At 27.5% G+C, this 20,841-nt stretch carries 14 protein-coding genes, 1 pseudogene and 1 CRISPR repeat array; of the genes and pseudogenes, 1 reads left to right on the top strand and 14 read right to left on the bottom strand.

What is annotated here, in order from left to right:
- Positions 1–15 precede the first annotated feature (15 nt).
- The gene (locus B5E58_RS08770; protein ID WP_088109311.1) at positions 16–1,404 is read left to right on the top strand and encodes a relaxase/mobilization nuclease domain-containing protein; all 1,389 of its coding nucleotides are present in this window, start codon (positions 16–18) and stop codon (positions 1,402–1,404) included.
- Positions 1,405–1,787: 383 nt separating this feature from the next.
- Positions 1,788–2,229: direct repeats of the CRISPR family, unit length 33 nt; unit sequence ATTGCAACTTGCACCCCTCACGGGGACGGAAAT.
- A 146-nt stretch (positions 2,230–2,375) separates the two neighbouring features.
- Here the strand turns inward: B5E58_RS08770 and csm6 are convergent.
- The 14 genes and pseudogenes from csm6 to B5E58_RS08695 form a co-directional block, all read right to left on the bottom strand.
- The gene (gene csm6 / locus B5E58_RS08765; RefSeq protein ID WP_088109310.1) at positions 2,376–3,710 is read right to left on the bottom strand and encodes a type III-A CRISPR-associated CARF protein Csm6; all 1,335 of its coding nucleotides are present in this window, start codon (positions 3,708–3,710) and stop codon (positions 2,376–2,378) included.
- Complete coding sequence (csm5, locus tag B5E58_RS08760; protein WP_158097715.1) at positions 3,710–4,837, bottom strand: type III-A CRISPR-associated RAMP protein Csm5; 1,128 nt, start codon at positions 4,835–4,837, stop codon at positions 3,710–3,712. Before csm5 ends, csm6 begins: the two co-directional genes overlap by 1 nt.
- Positions 4,837–5,772 carry a type III-A CRISPR-associated RAMP protein Csm4 gene (gene csm4 / locus B5E58_RS08755; RefSeq protein WP_088109308.1) on the bottom strand — a complete coding sequence of 312 codons (936 nt, stop codon included), beginning with the start codon at positions 5,770–5,772 and terminating at the stop codon, positions 4,837–4,839. Before csm4 ends, csm5 begins: the two co-directional genes overlap by 1 nt.
- 3 nt (positions 5,773–5,775) lie before the next feature.
- A complete protein-coding gene (gene csm3, locus B5E58_RS08750; protein ID WP_088109307.1) occupies positions 5,776–6,441 on the bottom strand; it encodes a type III-A CRISPR-associated RAMP protein Csm3 in 666 nt (221 codons plus the stop codon).
- 12 nt (positions 6,442–6,453) lie between these two features.
- Positions 6,454–6,840 (bottom strand): type III-A CRISPR-associated protein Csm2, encoded by a 387-nt coding sequence (csm2, locus tag B5E58_RS08745; protein WP_088109306.1) that lies wholly within the window; start codon positions 6,838–6,840, stop codon positions 6,454–6,456.
- 3 nt (positions 6,841–6,843) lie between these two features.
- Positions 6,844–9,165, bottom strand: a complete 2,322-nt coding sequence (gene cas10 / locus B5E58_RS08740; RefSeq protein ID WP_206608570.1) for a type III-A CRISPR-associated protein Cas10/Csm1 — start codon at positions 9,163–9,165, stop codon at positions 6,844–6,846.
- A gap of 7 nt (positions 9,166–9,172) precedes the next feature.
- Entirely contained in the window at positions 9,173–9,919 is a 747-nt protein-coding gene (gene cas6, locus B5E58_RS08735) for a CRISPR system precrRNA processing endoribonuclease RAMP protein Cas6 (protein ID WP_088109304.1), read from the bottom strand.
- A gap of 686 nt (positions 9,920–10,605) precedes the next feature.
- Positions 10,606–10,865: pseudogene (locus B5E58_RS13990) on the bottom strand (S16 family serine protease); the annotation flags it as partial.
- Entirely contained in the window at positions 10,835–10,957 is a 123-nt protein-coding gene (locus B5E58_RS13985) for a BREX system Lon protease-like protein BrxL (RefSeq protein WP_242956640.1), read from the bottom strand. The gene B5E58_RS13985 and the pseudogene B5E58_RS13990, both read right to left, overlap by 31 nt.
- A 585-nt stretch (positions 10,958–11,542) precedes the next feature.
- On the bottom strand, positions 11,543–15,859 hold the full coding sequence (locus tag B5E58_RS08715) for an S-layer homology domain-containing protein (protein ID WP_158097714.1): 4,317 nt from the start codon (positions 15,857–15,859) through the stop codon (positions 11,543–11,545).
- Between the two features lie 85 nt (positions 15,860–15,944).
- A complete protein-coding gene (locus B5E58_RS08710) occupies positions 15,945–18,806 on the bottom strand; it encodes a WD40 repeat domain-containing serine/threonine protein kinase (protein WP_088109300.1) in 2,862 nt (953 codons plus the stop codon).
- Between the two features lie 382 nt (positions 18,807–19,188).
- Complete coding sequence (locus B5E58_RS08705; RefSeq protein WP_088109299.1) at positions 19,189–19,959, bottom strand: PP2C family protein-serine/threonine phosphatase; 771 nt, start codon at positions 19,957–19,959, stop codon at positions 19,189–19,191.
- A gap of 12 nt (positions 19,960–19,971) precedes the next feature.
- Entirely contained in the window at positions 19,972–20,517 is a 546-nt protein-coding gene (locus B5E58_RS08700; RefSeq protein WP_088109298.1) for an A24 family peptidase, read from the bottom strand.
- Positions 20,492–20,841, bottom strand: a 350-nt coding sequence (locus tag B5E58_RS08695) for an FHA domain-containing protein (RefSeq protein WP_143597248.1), incomplete at its 5' end; no start/stop codon positions are given. The genes B5E58_RS08695 and B5E58_RS08700, both read right to left, overlap by 26 nt.

Genomic DNA, 20,841 nt, shown 5'->3' with positions numbered 1-20,841 from the left:
TTTTGGAGGTATTTTATGGCAACAACACGCTTTATAGCAATGCATATAAATAAAGGAAAAAGTATTGCTCAATGTATAAAAAACAGAATAGATTATGCAATAAATCCTGATAAAACAGAAAACGGGAAATATATAAGTTCTTATGGCTGTAACCCTGAAACTATACAGGGAGAATTTTTACTTTCAAAAAGTGTATATGCAAGTAAAACAGGCAGAGAACAGAAAAATGATGTTATAGCTTATCAGATAAGACAATCTTTTAAACCGGGAGAAGTTACACCACAAAAGGCAAATGATATTGGATATAAACTTGCTATGAAATTTACAAAAGGCAATTATGCTTTTATTGTGGCAACTCATATTGATAAATCTCATATACACAACCATATAATATTTAACTCTACATCTCTTGATTGTAATAAAAAATTTAGAGATTTTTTAGGCTCTGGAAAGGCTATAAGAAAAATATCAGATTATATATGTATTGAAAATGGTCTTTCAATTATACAAAATCCAAAGAAAACAAAAAGTAATTATGGAAAATGGTTAGGTAATAAAAAACAAACATCTCATTCCGAAAAATTGAGAATTAAAATTGATGAAGCTCTACAACAAAAGCCTAAAAATATAAATGAGTTTTTTAATATTATGAAAGAATTAGGTTATGAAATAAAAACTGGAAAACATATAGCTTTTAAGAGTAGTGAACAAAAGAAATATATACGTCTTAATTCTTTAGGAAAAGGCTACACTCAACAAGATATATTTAATAAAATTGAAGGAAAAACACAGTATTTTAACAAAAATATTTATGAAAAAAATATTAATTTTATAATTGATATACAAGAAAAAATTAATGAAGGTAAAGGTGAAGGCTATGCCCATTGGGCAAAAATTTTTAATGCAAAACAAATATCAGCTACTTTAAATTATATCTCTGAAAATAACATACAAAACTATGATGTTCTTGATGAAAAAGTTAAAAAAATAAGTGAGTCCTTTAATAATATTTCTGATGAAATTAAGGACAGAGAAAAACACATGAATGATATAAACCAACTTAAAAAACACATAATAAATTATTTAAAAACAAAAGATATTTATAACACTTATAAACAGAAAAATTTTTCAATAAAATTTTATGAAGAACATAAAGAAGAACTTATTATTAATAAATCATCAAAGGAATTTTTTGATAAATATAACATAAAAAAATTACCTTCAATTAAATCTTTACAATGCAAATATACGGAGCTTTTGTATGAAAATAAAAAGGCTTATAAACAATATCATAAATTAAAAAAAGATATGAAAGAATTACTTATTATAAAATCAAATATAGATTATATTTTAAATGGTCAGTGTTCAAAAAAAGAGCTTAAAAAAACAGAAAAAGAAATATAATTATTATACTAAATTTAATATATGAGTATGTTTTTCGCCACATAATTTATTATGTGTTTTTAGGGGGATTGGGGCTTAGTCCCCAACAAGCAGAAAGGCAAAGTGGGTACCACTTTGCCCTGCTTGCCAATACTTTTAGATAAATTTTAATATAATTATAACATCAAAATAGTTTGTATATTATGATTTAGGCGAACCTATGAAAAACAAGGGTATTTTTAGAGTCAAAAAAAGGGGGTTCGCCTGAAAAAAACAGGTCTAAAATAAAAAATATTTATAAAAAACAAAAAAATATTGATATATATGTATATTTAATATATAATATGTAGTAAATATAGATAGGAAATATAATGTTTTTGTATTGTAAATAGTATATTTTCGCTATTGCAACTTGCACCCCTCACGGGGACGGAAATCTTACTGAGTCGGCTGTTTTTTCGGCAAAAGGGAATTGCAACTTGCACCCCTCACGGGGACGGAAATTTGAAGAAGAAAGAGCAATAGTCACAGATATACCGGATTGCAACTTGCACCCCTCACGGGGACGGAAATATGTATTGCATTGTGTCGCTAATATCTAATTTTTATTGCAACTTGCACCCCTCACGGGGACGGAAATTCAACATCAACTTTATCCGTTGCAAATAACATATTATTGCAACTCGCACCCCACACGGGGACGGAAACACATTCTTAAATGAATTTATAGAACTACCAGAAACGAATTGCAACTTGCACCCCTCACGGGGACGGAAACTTCTGTATTAGTCATACATATTTCAGTTTTTTTCAATTGCAACTGGCACCCCATACGGGGACGGAAACCCCCAAGATACTGTACAATCGCCTGTTGTTTCAAATTGCAACTCGCACCCCATACGGGGACAAAACAAAAAGACACATATTTATGAAAAACCTTTCGGTCAACATAATATGTGTCTTTTAATTTTTTTAGTATTTGTATATAAATATTATATACATAAATTTTCAATTATAATTTCATTCATATCATCGTATGAATTCCAATACTCTTTTTTTATATTTAGCTTTGCTTTCAATGCTATTTTCTTTAACAATTCCATTATATCATAGGAATTTAAAGAAACAGTTTTTTCTATCCATTCATCTGTCACAGATATAATTTTATGTGCTGTAACATTTCTTACATTAGTTTCAATATTTTTTAAAGTTTCCAAAGTACTTATAAAATCAGTATCATTTGAAAGACTAATTAATATAATATACAACTGTGCAGATGTCAAAAATGTTTCTTTTATCTCTTTATATTCTTGTGATAAAATTTCTTTAATCATTTTGCCTTTTTCTGTTTTTTCCATTTGTTCAATATTTATTCTATAAACAGATTTATTATCTTTAATACAGAAATCTTCTTTTTTTATGTTATGATTTATTGAAAGACATTCTTCAAGTAAATTCATAATAACGGGAGTTATACCCCTTATAAAATCAGAATAATTTCCTTGTCTTTGCCTTAACTGTAAGTATAAAAGATATTCAAAAATATCTTTTTTTGTGCCATTTGTCTGTATAGGCATAATATTGAAATCTTTATTTTTTAGTGCTTTTGACACTCCACTTTGATTTAACATTATACGATTATATCCTGCATTGATAAGTGAATAGGCATCATCAGAAATAAATTCTTTAATATCTTCTGCAACTGACAAAGCACCTTTATAGTCGTATGATTTTATTAAACGGACTATCATTTCTTTTTTTATTTTCGCCATTAAATTTAACTGCTTAACCTCAACACATCTATTTTCAAAATCTATTTTATTATCGTCATTTGTTTCCCACCATAGTTCCAAATCAAAACTTTTAGGGTCTTCATTTTTAGGATTTTCTTTTTTATTTGGTGAAGATACTTGTATAGCTGTTATTTTATGTTTCGCCAATGTGGCAATAACATTTAAAGCACTTTTCATAGCTGGTGTCCCTGAAGATATATTCAAAAGTATTTCATAATCTTTATATTTATTTTTTATATCATCAATTATATTTTCAAAATCTTCATAAAAAGCATCAAAAATCTGTACATCGGTTAATTCTCTTCGCTCAATTGGCGGTTCAATTTTAAATTCATATCCCAAAAACTCTTTTAATTTATTGAGAGATTCTATATATCTATTGTCTTTGTCATGTCTTTCTGCCATTTCTTTTGACAAATATATATACACAACTTCCGGCTTATAACAACGGCATATATGAAGTAATGCACCGTCATGGCAACTTGCAATAGGGTCATGTCCCCCTACCGGTGAAAATAAAACGTATTTGCTCATTATATATTAACCTCCACAATATCTATGCTACAAAGACCAAAACTATATATTTTTTTATTATATTTTGTCTTTTTTATCATATGTGGTGAAACACCCATAAGAAAATCTTTATTGTGTTTATGTTTATTTCTAATATCTTTAGATAAAGTTTTATCTATAATTTCACTAACTGTTTTTACAGCATTTTCACCAAGTAATGGATAAGTTATTGTCTTTGATACAAAACCACTTCCACCACCCATATAGAACATTGTACCGTCAAGTTTATCACCTGATTTGAATTTATTGTTAAAACATTTCATATAATTTTTACCAAATGTATTTATTGCTTCCATTATATAATGTTTTATATTATTCTCTTTAAAAATAGTAGTGTCAACAGTCATATCAAAAATTATTTCTGTGTCTGGTTTTATACATTCTCTAAGTAATTTTAATTTATTAATATTCCCCTTTGGAGTTTCATCTATTTTTCTACATAAAATTAAATTATCTGTTGAAATAGGTCTGCTGTCGCTTATTCTTATTCCTGCCATAATATCATTAACCATATTATCAATACGTTTTTTATCTTTTTCAGCCTTATTAAATACACTCTGCTCGATAATTTTCATTTCTTTTTTTAGATATGAATTTTTATGCTTAAATTCAGCTTTTTGAACATCACTTTTATATTTATTAAAATTACTATTATTTTTTAATATTTCACTTCCAAGTATAATCGTTCTTAAAGCCCCCTTAAGGCTACTACCTGGAATATACACATCGCCGAAACTATCCTTTATAAAAGTGCTTATTTCAGTTTCTGTTCCTTTTATAATATCTGATGTTTCAGAACAGTCTAATATATAGTCTGTCCATTCTTTCCATACATTAGGTGATATTTTGTTTATTCCAAGCCATGTCATAAAATCAACAGATTTTTCAGATAACATATAATTATCAAATTTATCCTGAAAGTTATTTTTAAAAAACCAAGTATACATTTTATTTATATTGGGAATATAGACCTTATTTTTATCTCTATCAAGTATATATTCTTTTTTATTTATACTATTTCCCGAACCTATGAAAAGAGGTCCTATAACTTTAAGTTTTATTTGATATGTTTTTAAATAATCCCTCATCATTTCACCTCCAAAAATAAAGGCTTACAATAGCGATATACTTTATGTCCGGAATTATATGAATTTCCTGAAACATCAAAAATACCGCCCTCAAAGGGTTTTGAAAAACATGAACCGCTTTGAAAAACAAAAAAATCACGTTTTTTTCTATACTCATTGCTGTAAGTATCAGAATATATAAACCCGCTACGTTTTATCAATTTATAATAAGAATTATATACTGCCTCTTTAATCTCATAATCCTTTGCCATAGATATGGATAAGGATATATAAAAAGGATTTTCTGCACCAACAGATACAGACAACATTTCTTCTTTAAAAGAAAAAATTCTAAATGTAAATCTTCCAAATCCGGAACTTCGTTTTCCACCTATGCCTGCAAATGATAAATTTTTAAACAAAATATCAAATTCTTCTTTTATTTCTTTAGAGCCAAAACCAACTATTATATAAAGTCCGCTATTTTCAAAAAATTTATATGTTCCTACAAAATATGGTTCTGCTTCATCTTTATTTCTCAAAGCTGACAATGTTCTGACTTCTGATTTACCCATATTTTTGATATATTTATTCTCAGAAAAAGGATTTATATTGCCTTTAAAATATTCGTCTATTTTCTTAAAAGGTATATATTTAAGTTTTTTAAACTGTTTTTTTATTACAGAGTCCCCTTCTTCTTCTGATTTTACAGGAAATATAGGTTTAGGTATATACATTTTATTATTTACATAAGGCATGGCATCGGATATTAAAAGTTTGTTATTCTCAACATAATTTACAAGTTTTTCAGGTGTCACAATACCACTATCCACAGCTTCACAACAAAGGGCAGAAAAAAGTGTATCAGCCATAATCATATTTGTGCTATCACTTAAAGAACCTTCACCAAAATGTACAGCTGTTAAAAAAGTAAGTTTATAAATATAATAATCCATAAATTACACTTCCCTTAATTCTTTTCTACATTCCTCAATTATATCGCTATTTATTACATTACCTGTTACTTCTTTTATATCAAGGTTTGTAATATTTACTTTTCCATATCCTCTTGAACCATTACCGCCTAAATAATCATATTTTAAAAGTTTGAAACCTTCTGAAAGCAATTTAATATCATCTATAATATGTTTTATTTCATCAACATTATAAATTATTGAAAAATTAAAGACAGAACCTCTTATAACTCTTTCAATCTGTCTTGGAGTTGCAACAGCATTTAATCTATTTATATTATTTTCTATTTTTATCTCTGTTGCATTATGTATTCCCATTTCTTTGAAATATTCCATATTTGACAATGTCATATCCGAAAATATAAGTCTACTTTTTTGTATATTACCTTTTTTTGATGAACCAAAAACTCTCAATATTTTTTCGTCATCTTCATCATGATTTTGAGTTATAAGATATTCATTATGTTTTCTTGCTAAAAGATAGCGGAGTTTTCCTTTAAGACTACTTCCTGGAATAATGGGAAGGTCACTTTCCAAATCTCTTATAACTGGTGAGTCTATGGCACCAATAGCAGAAAAAGGGGCAGAACCTCCTATATGCATACCTGTCAACACTTCAATTTTTCCTGTTATTTCAAGTTTTGTATACATTCAAATTCCCCCTCAATCTTTACCACCATAAAATTTATGATATGCAACTAATGCTTCCATATAATTACAAAACAATATAAGATTATCTTTACTTGTGCCTATTTCTTTAATCTCTCCCATAAGATTTGCCTTATTAACAAAGTTTTTAACTAAAGGTTCTCTTCCTGCTTCATAGGCAATACGCATTTTTAAATATTGTATTCTGCTTAAAAATTCTTCTGAAAGTTCTTTTTCTTTATATCTTTGAACATCATTATATAAAGCTGAAACCATAGAAAGAATATTTCTTATTTTTGAAGTTGTAAGATTAATAACCAATTTTCCATTTTTATTTTTTTCTCTTAAACTACGTATTACTTCTTCAGCTTTATCTGTATAGTTCAATTTATTAATAGCCATAACTTATTCCTCCTCGCTTCTTATGCTATACACATACAAATATATTGCTGTTATAAGCTGTTTTCTATCAGTATCATTTTTAATCCAATTAAACATATTTTTAGCAAATTTATTATATTTTTCAATTGATTTTTCATTTCCTTTTCTATTTGAAGGTTCAAGTCTTGCAAGAGTATAAGCAAAACGAGGGATATTTATTTTTTCTTGACTATTTCTTATATATTCCAAAAGATTATAAATAAAGGATTTTCCTCTCTCGTTTCCACTATCGTCAAAAAATTCTGATATACATTTATATTTTTCGTTAAGTACAGAGTTTTTAAATTCATTCCAATTATATGTGCCTGTCTCATCAAAAATTGTAACTGCGTTTTTATTTTCATAAGACTTTGAATATTCTTCTAAATATCCCGTTTCTTTAGCCATGGCTGATATAGGATATTTTGAAGGATATATTCCTATACCGGCAGATAAAGTCAATGTATTTTGACTGAATTTTGAAAAAGCTGTATTAAGGTCGACAGCAAATTCTATAACATCATTCCAAGCACCAACAACAAAAACATCATCTCCACCACTATATACAATAGCTATATTTCGCTTTGGATTTTCCGATTTCGATATTATATTACAATCACGATTTTTTAGAATATTATTTATATTAAGTTTAAAAAATAAAGCCAATTTTCTTGAAAATGTGGCTGTTCTTGATATAGTTACATATTTATTGTTATTCTCAACATTATCAAAACCATTTACAAAGGCTTTTCCAAGATTATCAATATCAGCTCTTAAAACAGCTAATCTTTTAATACCCTTTGAGTTATTAGCTAAATCTTCAAATGTATCTCCATTTTTATAGTCCCCTACCCAAAGTTTAGACGCTATATTCAAACCTGTATATCGCTCATTTTTACAGTAGGCTCTTACATAGCTTTCTTTATTTTTTATTCTTATTAAAAGTTCCTCTTTACTTTCAGCAACTAAAAATCTATTTGAAGGTAAAGGAAGACCGTCATTTGTTTTATTATTATCCACAACAACAAAAAATGGTTTTTCTTGAATTTTTATAGAAAATTTATTCAGTCTATCACAAATATAACATATATCATCTCTGTTTAAATTGTCTGTTCTTTTACAAATCTTACATTCCCTTGTTGAATTAAATTCATTACTATTATTAAGTTTCAATATATCTTCAGCATTATATCTCATTGATTTACTCTTTGAAATCATATTTGATATAGTTTTAAAAATATTGCTGTAACTTCCTTTTGGTACGTTCTTTAAATCATTAGCAGAACATTCAGCCATACCACCAGCAATATATAAAGCTGTTGAAAAATTATCAATAAAAAATTTATTCATACTTTTTTCAAAATCAATTATGGCTTTTTTTGTTCTATCTGTATTATCAAGTAATATATATGCGTGTCCACCACCACAATATATTAAATTAGTTCTGCAAAGACCTGTCATTTCTAAAATTTCATCGGTCATATATTCCATTAAAAGTTCTATATAAAAAGACCTTGCCCTAAGACTTTTTAAAGCACCTTTACTTGTTATAGTATATATAAAATCCTGTATTCCTGAAATATCCATACTATAAATAATAAATGCTTTTTCATTATAAAACTTTTCAGCATTTTCAAATAAATAGCTTTTATAATCTACAATATTATTTTCTTTCAAATAATTATAAATACAGTTTCCAAAGCCTGCTGTCATCTTTACATGGTCAAAAAGAGATATGTCCGCTCTCTCTGCTGTTGATGTTGAAGAAGGAACAAAGGAAAGACAACTTTCCAATATTTCCAACATAGAATTTGAATAGCTATTATTATATTCAATAGATTTTAATGCTTCCTTAATTCTTTGAATACAACTGTTGTAAAAACTCTCAGTATATTGAATATCTTCTTCTGTTGGATATTGTATTTTATCAGTATCCATAAGAGTACATCTATATTTAAAATTTTGATTGTTTCCGTTAAGTATATTAAAAATACTTTCAAGAGGGAGATTTCTTACAAAACCCCCTGTCCCGTCATATTTATCCCTTCTATCAATAGATGCTGAAATATTATCCGCTATATATGATATATATGCAAAAGAGTCTTTTGAAACATTACTACTTTTTAACAGTTTACCGTGATGAAAATTTACTTGTTCCCAAATATCTTTATCATAAATTTTACATACATCTTTTAAAAAACCTGTACCGCTTACAGAGTGATTTCTACGGTCATTATATCTATAAAGCACCTTTCCTATATCATGAAGCAAACAACCTATTGTTATTTTAACATTACTTTCATTCATCAACTATTCAGCTCCTTTTCTCTATTGCCAATGCTCCCATTCCAATGGCGGATTTTATACCAACACCGCTATATTCACCAAAATATAGAAGCAAATTTGCAAGATTTACAAGCTGTTTAGGGCCTGTTATTTTTAATGTTATTTCACCTGAAAAAGAAGGTATTTTTGCACCTTTAAGATGAAAATACCTACTTTTCAAATTGTACTGTATAACAGAAATATATTTTTCAAAATCTTCTATCAATTCAGGAGTAAAAACAGAATAATTATAGCCTGCACTGTCAAATTTTGATACTAAACTATGAAATATATGTTTTACAGTGGGATAAAATATATATTCATTCTGACTTTTAAAAGAACAAGGTGAAATAAATTTCAATTTTAAATATCTTTCTTCTTTGCCTAAAAATTTATCATCAACAAAAGAATTAATATCAATACTTTCAAATTTTTTTGATACAATTTCAAAACAACAATCTATATTTTTTATATATACCCTGTCAAAACTATCTTCCAATAAAGGTAAAATTATATTTTTATATGCTTTTTGATTTAGAGTAGATACAATCCATAATATTTTATCATCAAATATCTGTAAAAACTGGGAATAAGGTCGTATATTTGATATATGCATTTCCTCGCCATAATCAAAAGATATATTCTCCATTATGATACCTTGAAAAAAATATGACATATTCTGTGTAATATACTGATTTTTATCTTTTTTCAGTTCAATAATAATTTTTGAAAGCATTTTTTCACCTTTTTTCTGTATAAATATGGTTTTATTTTACCATTTTAAATTACTATGTACAATAAACTTACAGTATATTTTTGTAATTAATTGAATATTATATAATATTTAGGCGAACCTATAAAAAACAAGGGCATTTTTGGAGTCAAAAAAAGGTGGTTCGCCTGAAAAAAACAGGTCTAAAATAAAAAATAGTTATAAAAAACAAAAAAATATTGATATATATGTATATTTAATATATAATATGTAGTAAATATAGATAGGAAATATAATATTTTTGTATTGGGAATAGTATATTTTCGCTATTGCAACTCGCACCCCTCACGGGGACGGAAACAGAAATTTTAAGATGCTTAAGGTGGTCCCACTTGTATTGCAACTCGCACCCCTCACGGGGACGGAAACTCTTTATAAGAATTATAAATAGTTTTTGAATTTTCATTGCAACTCGCACCCCTCACGGGGACGGAAAGTTTAAAGCAACCATTAATTGTTTTTTAGGCTTAAATTGCAACTCGCACCCCTCACGGGGACGGAAACATTATTTTAGAAAATTGAGCTGTTGTCATTTTCGATTGCAACTTGCACCCCTCACGGGGACAAAACAAAAAAGACACATATTTATGAAAACCCTTTCGGTAAACATAATATGTGTCTTTTTATTTGTTCATTATTTTATATAATTGTTATTCTACTCCTAAAGCTTTAAAAACAGCATCTTCTGCACTGTTATAAAATATAAGATTGAATGAACCTATAAGCTCTGCCGGTACAGCTCCCAAATCAACAGCCGAAGTTATAGGAATAAGAATTTTTTCGCCCCACTATCAAGACATACTTGTAAAGCATTTGCCAATTCATCTACTTTTATTATAGAGCCACTTATACTTATTTCTCCCAATACAGCAAGGCTACTTAATACAGGTTTTTCCAAAGCAATAGAGCAATAACATCTTTATCTTTAAAATTAATTCCGGCAACTTCATCAAAAGCTACACAATCCCATAATCCAACTAATCCAACTGTTTTTCTTGCCATATTGTAAAAAAGATTTGCAACTAAAGGCAACATACGAGCTAAAAGCAACCATTTTTCACTCTCTATAAGTTTATCTGATTCCATTTCTATGGTGTTATAGTATTGTCATTATTTATCTCAATATTATCAGGCAAAGAAATAAAGCCTATTTCAAGATTAAAACAACTATTAGTTTAATATTAATTCTTATTGGAAGTTCATTGAGTTGAAAAGAACTGTTTTGAGTATGATTAGAAGTACGTTCACTATATTCTTTATCATGTTCCCCTCTACTATGTTTAAAATACGGTTTTCTAATATCATCTTTAGCAATAGAAACATTTTGACCACATATATCACGAATAAACATACCACATTTTGAAGAAATCTTTCAACAATAATCTTTATATATTTTCGACAAATATTCTTTTCCAACCATGTTCTGGACACATAGAAACTTGTGTTAATGGCATGAAAATTCTAACTCCTTATTAAAGAAAATCATATTTATTTAATAAAAAACTATTTTTATATAATTTTATGTATATCTAATTTTAAGTAAACAAAAAAGGTAGAGTGATAAACACCCTACCTTTTTATTATAGCTTATATTTTTGAGCCTTGAAAAACAGAAATTCTGTGTGCAAGTGATGCTAATTGAGCACGAGTTACAGTTCCTTTTGGATTCATTGTATTATTTCCTTCTCCATAGAATATACCTATATTTGAAAGAATTTTGAAAGCTTCAGCTCCTTCTTTTGACATAGCATATTCATCAGCAAACTGCAATTCTTTTAATTCTGTTTCATAAGATACATTTAATGCATCAAAATATTTTACTATCATTATAGCAATATCTTCACGAGTGTATGGCAAATCAGGATTAAATTCTTCTTCTGAAATTATAGATTTTGATTTAGCCCAGTTGACATCTGCACTGTACCACTGTCCATTTTCAACTTTATATCCACTTAAATCTTCTTTTGATATTCTTGCTAAAACAGCCACACACATTGCTCTTGTACTTATTAAATCAGGTGCAAAATTACCATTTCCTACACCATACATTATTCCTTCTTTATATGCCCAATCAATATCTGAATTATACCAAGATTTTTTAAGAACATCTTTAAAGTTTTCGTTCAATTCTTCTTTAGGTATTGAAGGTGTTGGATTTAAAGGAATTTCTTCTGGTTCTGTTGGTTTTACATTATTATTTGGATTACTTGGTTTTGTTATAGTTCCACTACTTGAACCACCTGAACTTCCACCACTTGAACCGCCTGAACTTCCACTACTTGAACCGCCTGAACTTCCACTACTGATATTCATAGTATAATTCTGTGCAGTACGTTTCAAACTATTATTTTTATCTCCACCAACACGGAATTCAGCAGCTATTGTATGTGTTCCATTTCCTGCATTTTTGAATGTTTGTGATGATATTGTAATTTTTGTACTTCCTTCTTCTGCTATATAGTCCACATCTCTTTCAAGTCTATAACCATCAAGCCAGAAATCTATAAATTCAACTAACTCACCTTTAGATTCAAATACATAATCTTGATAATTTGTAATTTCCTCTGGAAGTGATGTTTCAATTTCATATCCTGGGTCAATAGAATTCATTACGTTTTCATCTGTATTATCAAGAACTTCTAAAGTAAATTCAGCAAAAGCATCTGGAAATTCGTATACTTCTCCATCATTTCCATAATATGAATCTGTACTAAATAAAGCTTTAACTTTAAATTTGAATGTTCCAAATTCTCTAGGAACACCATAAACTTCGCCAGCTTGAGTAAATGTAACCCCCTCTGGAAGTTCACCTTCTACAAGTTCAAATTTTGTATCTACATCTTCATATTTATTTGTTGTCTGTATTATAGCTGAATAAGGAACATATTTAACAGCCTGTGGTATTTCTGTTGTATATATTGCAGGGTCTCCCATAAGACCTGATAATTCTATAACAACATCTTCTTGTCCATCAGCTGATATTGTAAGTTTACCGCTGATTTCACCATTTCCAACCATTTCTTCAATAGGAACAGGAAGTAATCTTATTTTAGCACCATTGTCAAAATATCCATATATATTTTCTCTTATACTCTTTTCTGTAAAAGCTGAAAGTGTATCGTTATTTTCACCACCAACAGTCCAATAATCATCTAATTTTACATTTACGGCATCTGTAAGAGTTACATTTAATCCTGTTAAAGGTGCATCTCCAATATTAGCTATAAAAATGTCATGTTTATTTCCATACTGGCTATTTAAGAACATTTCTCTTTTTGCACCATCATGTCCATTTATTCCATTTACAAAAAGTTTAGGACCACCAACAAATTTTTTAATAACACTTATACAGAAGTTTCTCTGATTTTGATGATTTTTAGATGTAGTTGAATAGAATAATCTTCCTTCTGAGAAATCTTGAGAGCTAACTTCACTCTCTTGAAGTTCACTAGAACCTTCAACATAAACATTTATATCATCGTCTTTACTAAAGTTTAAAATTGTATTTGAAATATCAAATGTTTCATCTTCTACAAAAACAGTCTGAAAGCCATTATAATAATAATCATCTTCATATGAACTTAACTCTATTGTAGGAACGTCCGTTATTCCCCAAACCCTAAATTCTGTTTTTTTATCATTATATTTATTACTTGTAAATGTTTTTATTTTTATATTTGAAATTTTACCATCTTTATATAATATAGTAAAATCAACACCATCTCCGCCAAAATTATCTGTATAACCAGTATTTAAAAGTTGAGTTTTAATATCCTCTTTGTTCTCAATTTCAGAATAATCGTTAAATTTCCCTTTAACAATTTTTGTTATTACATTATCATAACGTGACTTTAATGTTAATATATATTCTGCATCAACAGGATATTCTTTGTAAAGCTCCATATTTATTAAAATACTATTATCAGAAATAATATTTATTGAAGAACTTTCTACATATTCATATTTGCCTTCTTCATTAATAAATTCTAAGGAACCATCTATTTTTTCAATAATAGATTTATTTCCTGTAAATGCTCTTACATTTATGTGCTCAATCTCTCCATTATCATAAAATACAGTAAAATCAACACCATTTCCACTAAAATTGTCTTGATAACCTTTATAACTAAAAATTTCATCACTTATATCTTTTTCATTTTCTGCATCAGATAGACTATTAAAATTACCCTTAACAATTTTATCTATATGTAATGGAGGTTGACTAAAATTGCTAAACCACAAACCATACTTATCATCAGCTGAAAACTCTTTATAAAGTTCAAATTCAAAATATATACAACCATCATTATAATAGTGTCCTTTTACTTCATTAATCTCATTAGCAAATCTATAATAATAATAACTATTTTTATCAATAACTAGTAAATTTGCATCACCTCTATATTCTTGAGTATCACAAAAATACATAATAGGACATAACGAAATTATGTCACCATTAAAATTTTTTGAAACTATAGTAATAATATTATCTTTTTTTGATTTATCAATTTTATATCCAGCATTGATATCAGACATATTTTGAATATTAAATACTTTATCTGTAATATTTTTAGAAGAATCTAAATCTTCAACTTTTTCAAAATAACCTTCATAAAATTCAATATTGGCGTTCTCAGTTATTTTATTATTAAGTCCCACACTTAAATAATAATCTTTATCTATATGATAATTTGAACTTATATAAAACTCATGTGTTATATAATTTCTTATACCTATATCTTCTAAATAAGAATTAATATTACTCATATTATTAATATAATCATATAAATAATTAAGTTTAGTTCTATTATTATTAAACTGTTCATATAATGAATATTCTATTGAATCTCTTAAATTAGTCATTTTAACATTTATTTCATAACGTTTATTATTCAAATCAATCTGTTTTCCGTTGCCAACTATAATTTCAAATAATAACGAATCTCTATATATATCTATAAAATTGTCTTTAACTCCATAAAACATAGATTCTTCAATCAAAGATACATTAAGTCCTTCGTCATCTCCAAGTAACCTAAATTCTTCTCCCTCGCGTAAATTTATTTTTTGTCTAACAAAAACTTTATCTTGAGGTTTTACATCTAAACCTGCTATGGCAGAGAGTTCAACAGAGTCTAAAAGAAGTGGAAAATACCCTGTTAAATCTAAGTCTAATTTTGTTTTCTCTAAAGGAAGAAGTGACATAGGACTTATACCTAAATTATTTGTAAATTCTTTAGGTTCTGGATATGCCGGAACATATTCTCCTCCAACATATACACCAAATTGTCTTAACATATCATCTCTTGTCACTTCTGAATGTACCCTAAATACATGACCGCCTATTTCAACTGTACTTTCAGGTGTATCAAACCATTGTACAGTTGTATCGCCATTATACTTAAATTGTACTTCATAAGGGAAAAAAGCATTGTCCTCAAGCTCTATTGTATACTCTCCATTTTCATCAAAAAGTTTATAGAGATAAGGTGACTCTAAAGCCTTTTCCTCATCGTTTCCTACTGTAATTTCTGTATTTAACAGATTATATATTACAGTAGTTTTCTCAGCTACTACTTCTTTAGGAATTTCTTCTTTTAATTCTTCCTTAGTAGTATCTTCGATTTGAGAAGTATCTTGATTTGAAGGTTCTTCTTTTGAAACTTCTTGTTCAAAATTCTCCTCTGTTTCGGAATTGCTTTCCGTATCAGAAATATTTTCTTCTGTTTTTTCAGTTTCAATTTCTTCAACTTCAGTTTCTTCCAAAACTTCTGAATTTTCTTCCTCGTTTACAGCTTCAATAGGAATACTATTTTCTTCCTCAGCAAAAGCTGTAACAGGAACCATTGAAAATATCATTGTCACAGTAATAATAATAGACAACCATTTTTTCAATAAATTCATAAACATCTCCTCCTTTTTTTATTTTACAAAACAACTATAAATAAATTTATAGTTGAATTTTGTCTAAATAAAACAATATGTACAATCATACATTGTTTGCCATATCAATAAGCTCATCTATTGAATAAATTTTACTTTCTCTTATATTTCCGTCCATATAATCAAAAATAAATTTGTTATCAATAATATCAAATAAATTAGGTAATTTTGCTATTGTATTAAAATCTTTATCCAATAAAAGACCGTATCTATTTCCTTCTGAGGATATGTATTCTGTTATTATATAATCTCCTACTTCTGTTACATATGTAAGATAAGCATCTTTTTCAAGTTCTTTTATTTTTTCTCCAGTTTTTAGGTCATATACTATCGGAGTATCATGCAAATCTGATGTAATTTTTGCATTTTTAGTAAAAAATTCTTCATACAATGTTAAGTCTGGTTTTTCTCCCTGTCTTTCATCAATAACACTTCCGTCAACAGCAGAGTATTCTACAATTTTTCCATCATTGTATATAACCTCTAAATAAGAACCTTTTTCATTTCTTCTATATTGTTGGTCATAAACTTCACTTGAATTTGGTATATCAACATCACAGATGATTTCGCCACTATCCATATTATACAAACGGAATTTGTCATATCTAAATAACATAATTGTAGACCAATCTTGGCTTATTCTACTTTCATCGTGAACATACATAGGGTCATATTTAAAAATTTGAGTATCTTCATGAGTTTCTTTTTTCATCACCTTTATAACAGGTGTATTTCTGCTGCCAATAATAGCATTATCATTAGCTAAATAAACAAAATCACAATTATAGTCATTTTTGTTATCTGATATTTTTACAGCTTGAGAATTAAAGAAATTAAATTTATTTTCTTTATTTGAAGTAATAACATCAGATTTTCCTATTGAAAATCCTGTTATATCTGTATCTGTATATGCAACTTCTGTTTGTTCTCCTGTTTCTGGGTCAATTTTAACAAGTATATTTTCCATTGAAATATATATACCCCTTTCATCTGCTTGTACAGAAAAAGGACTTGTAGACTCAAAACCTCCTGTTTGAATATATTCTTCTGTATCTATAACAGCAAATACAGAATTTTCACTATTAGTAGCTGAAAAGGCAAAGTATTTTCCAAAAAATCCGCCTTCAAAATGTGTAAAATCAGAATTTTCAAAAAGTTCTAAATTTTGGTCATTACTGTCTATATTGAATATAGTTAAAGAACCATCAGCAAAACTAGCTGCTAACCATTTTCCGCTATAATCCAAAGCAAATATATTATCATTAGGATTTGCAAATCTATCATTTGAGGCTACTTGTTGATGATGATTTTCAAAAGATATAACTTTTTTAATGTTTCCCGTTGAAACATCATATATAGTAGCTATATTTTCATCTTTATACACAGCAGCAACAGTTTTTCCATCTCCTGATAATGATATTTCTGTTGCATGATTACCCTTCCATATTTCAGATTTTTCTGAAATATTATAAGCTGTTATTCCTTCTTCTCCGGCATATATAATTATATCTTCATTTACAAAAACAACATCTGATAAAGCAGACTCCTCAACTTTTAAAGATACTATTAGCTCCTCTGTTTTTAAATCATATATAGCCAACTCATAAGCATATATAACACCCATATATGTGCCATTTGGAGATGTGGTAATTCTTAATGGTTCTGATGGTAAATTGATTGTTGAATGAGATTTATATCCATCAGATAAATCATATACTCCTAAAGCATCTGTGAGAGCTTTCTGTGCTTCCGGTATATATGGTAAAGAAAATATATTTTTTTCATGTGGTAATGCTTTCAATGCATAATCTATTGCCTCAATAACATTTCCAGAATTAAGAGAATTAGCCGAATACTCTGAAAATACATAATAACTTTTTAGCTTTTCCATTTGTTTTAACCCTGTGAAAGTTAACAATCCGCCCAAAATAAATAAAATAGAAATTAATAGTCCAGTTATCACACATAAATGTTTATATCTTTTGGTTCTTTTATCATTATTATGAAGATTTTTAAAATCAAATAACATTTCTTCGGCTGATTGATAACGTAAATTAGGATTAGGGTTCATAGCCTTTTTTATAATATCAGCAACAGCAGGGCTTACATTATAATTAGAAATAGGAATTATATTTTCAATATTTTTATCTGGTCTATTACCAGTAATCATATGATATAAAGTAGCTCCAAGACTATATATATCAGAACGTGCATCTATTAATACTTGATTTTTATTGCTAGTAAAAGATATATTGGATTTTTGTTTATCCTGCATTATTTCTGTTGTATAGCTATCCATATCAGCTGTTTCTAATAATTCTGTTTTTTCGTCATTTTTAATTCTTTCTGTAATATCTTCTTCAGAATAATCAATACCATAATGTTCAGGTGAAGCATATCCTTTACTATATCCTACCTTAACAGCACCATCTTCCCCTAAAAAAAGAGCGATATTAAAATCTATTAAACGTATATCATTTTCAGGTGTAAGCATTATATTAGCTGGTTTTATATCTCCATGTAAAATTCCATGAGGAGGTCTACTGTGAAGATAACAAAGAGCTTCCAAAAGCTCACGTGCCCATTCTATAACTTGTGGTTGACTAAACCTTTCTCCCCTTTTTAATATTTTGTCAAAACTCTCACCCTCTATGTAATCCATAACAGTATATACAAATCCATCTTCTTCAATGAAATCATATACCTGTGGTATATATGAGTGACTAAGATTTTTTAAAGTGTCAACTTCTCGTCTTAATACTTCTGGCTTAGCTGTTAAACGTCTTTTATCTGCTTTTAAAACTACATATTTACCCAAACGAATATGTTTTGCAAGATAAACCACTCCACCTCCACCTGAACCTATTTCTTTTTCTATTTCATAAATAGAAGAAATGACTTTTTTCATAACTCCTCCAGTCTATGGTATAAAATTAATTTAATTTCGTTTTTTACCATATTCCATTTCAAGATTTTTTTTGAGTCTTTTTTTTAATAATAAAAGTGAGATAATAGATATTATCAATACAATAAAAGTGATTATGATAATACTTATTCCCAAATAAAATATTATTTCGCTATTATATAACTCCATAATTAAATCACCTATAATTATTATTTAAATTTAAATATGTAAAATATTAATTTTGTTACAAATATTTATGTTAAAATTATATCATTACATTTTTTTCATAACAATATGTGCCAATATATGTGACTTTTTTAGGTTATATTTATGTCACATATTATCAAAAAAAGCTACTATTTAAAAATAGCAGCTTTAATTTTGTTTAAAATACAGTTTTATTAACATAAATATAAATACTTGTAATATTATCTCTACTACCCCTATTCTTTGCAATATTTACAAGAGTTTGAGAAATATTTTCAGGTTTGCCCATATAACTTTTTATATCTTCATCAGAAATCATATTATATAATCCATCACTACATATTAAAAATGTATCTTTATTCCTTAACATTCCTTTTTTAAAATATTCTTCAGGATTTTCAAATACTCCAAGACAATTATATAAAATGTGACTTTTATTGTTATTTTTACTTTGTTCAATTGTTATTTCACCATTTTTAATAAGCATATTTATTAAAGTTTGGTCTTCAGTAAGTTTTTCAAAATATCTTTTATTTTTAATATAAATTCTACTATCACCTGCATGAATAATAAAATATTTTTTATTATATATAAGGAGTAATGAAAATGTACTACCGCTTTTCTTAACATTTTTTTCATGGCACATATTAATTATTTTATCATTTATACATCTAAATAAATTTCTAAGCTCGTTTTCCCAAAATTCATCTTCAATTTTGTAAGAGTATTCTGATAAAATTTCTATTTTGCTATCCCACCACAATAGTACAGTTTCAATGGCTATACTACTTGCAACATCTCCACAGGATAATCCTCCCATTCCATCTGCAACACAGAATACACCTATATTTTTTCCATTTATACTTCCAATTTTAAAAATATAATTATCCTCATTGTATTTGCGAAAATTACCTATATCAGTAGAGCAGTCTACATAAAAGCTAACCATTCCATTACCACCTTAAATAAAAAATATTATATATATGTAGTAAATAATACTACCCATAAATATACCTATTGCATATCTAAAAAGTCCATCTCTTTCACCGTCAATTCCATTATATTCAACAAATTCTTTAAAAAACACACATGTCTTGAGCCAATAATATATTTTCTTAAATCTCAATAAAAAATTTTTTCTAAAAATCATTATAATAAGAGCTATTAAACCATTTAATATTATTGATATAATTGTAATGTACACTATATTAGGAAACCCTGTAACAGCTCCAAGTGCAAATAATAATTTTATATCTCCTGCACCCATCATTCTTAATTTAAAAAAAATTAATAACCATATAGGAAAAATAAAACCTATTAAAGAATTTAGTCCATTATTTATTAAAATATTATATATAAAACCTAATAATATAAATGTAAAATTAAGTTTATTCTTTATTTTACAATATTTTAAATCTTGATATAAAGCAATGCTTATAAGTATAAAAGTCAGTATTAAAATTACATAATTGTAGTATCCATTATATATGTACAATAAATTCTTCATTTGCCATTCTTACCTTATATCCGTCAAAAAGTTCTATACTTTGATTTGATGGAATTCTTTCTAAATTATCATTTATATATGTACCATTTTTACTTTCAAGGTCTATTATATATAAACTATTATTTTCAATAAAAACATCTGCATGAATTCTACTAACTTTATTATTATTTATACTGTAACCATAAGCACCAGGAGTTTTACCAAATCTCAATTTTCCTCTTATATAAATTTTTTCACCTATTATATTTTCAAAATATGGATATATACAATTATAATCTTCCATAAGTTCTGTCCCATCAGAAAAATCATCTATAAAAATATCTG

The sequence above is a fragment of the Tyzzerella sp. An114 genome (genome assembly GCF_002161055.1).
Lineage (GTDB): Bacteria > Bacillota > Clostridia > Lachnospirales > Anaerotignaceae > Fimicola > Fimicola cottocaccae.
The sequence above is the reverse complement of the archived record's forward strand: the minus strand, read 5'-3'. Positions and strand labels throughout refer to the sequence as shown.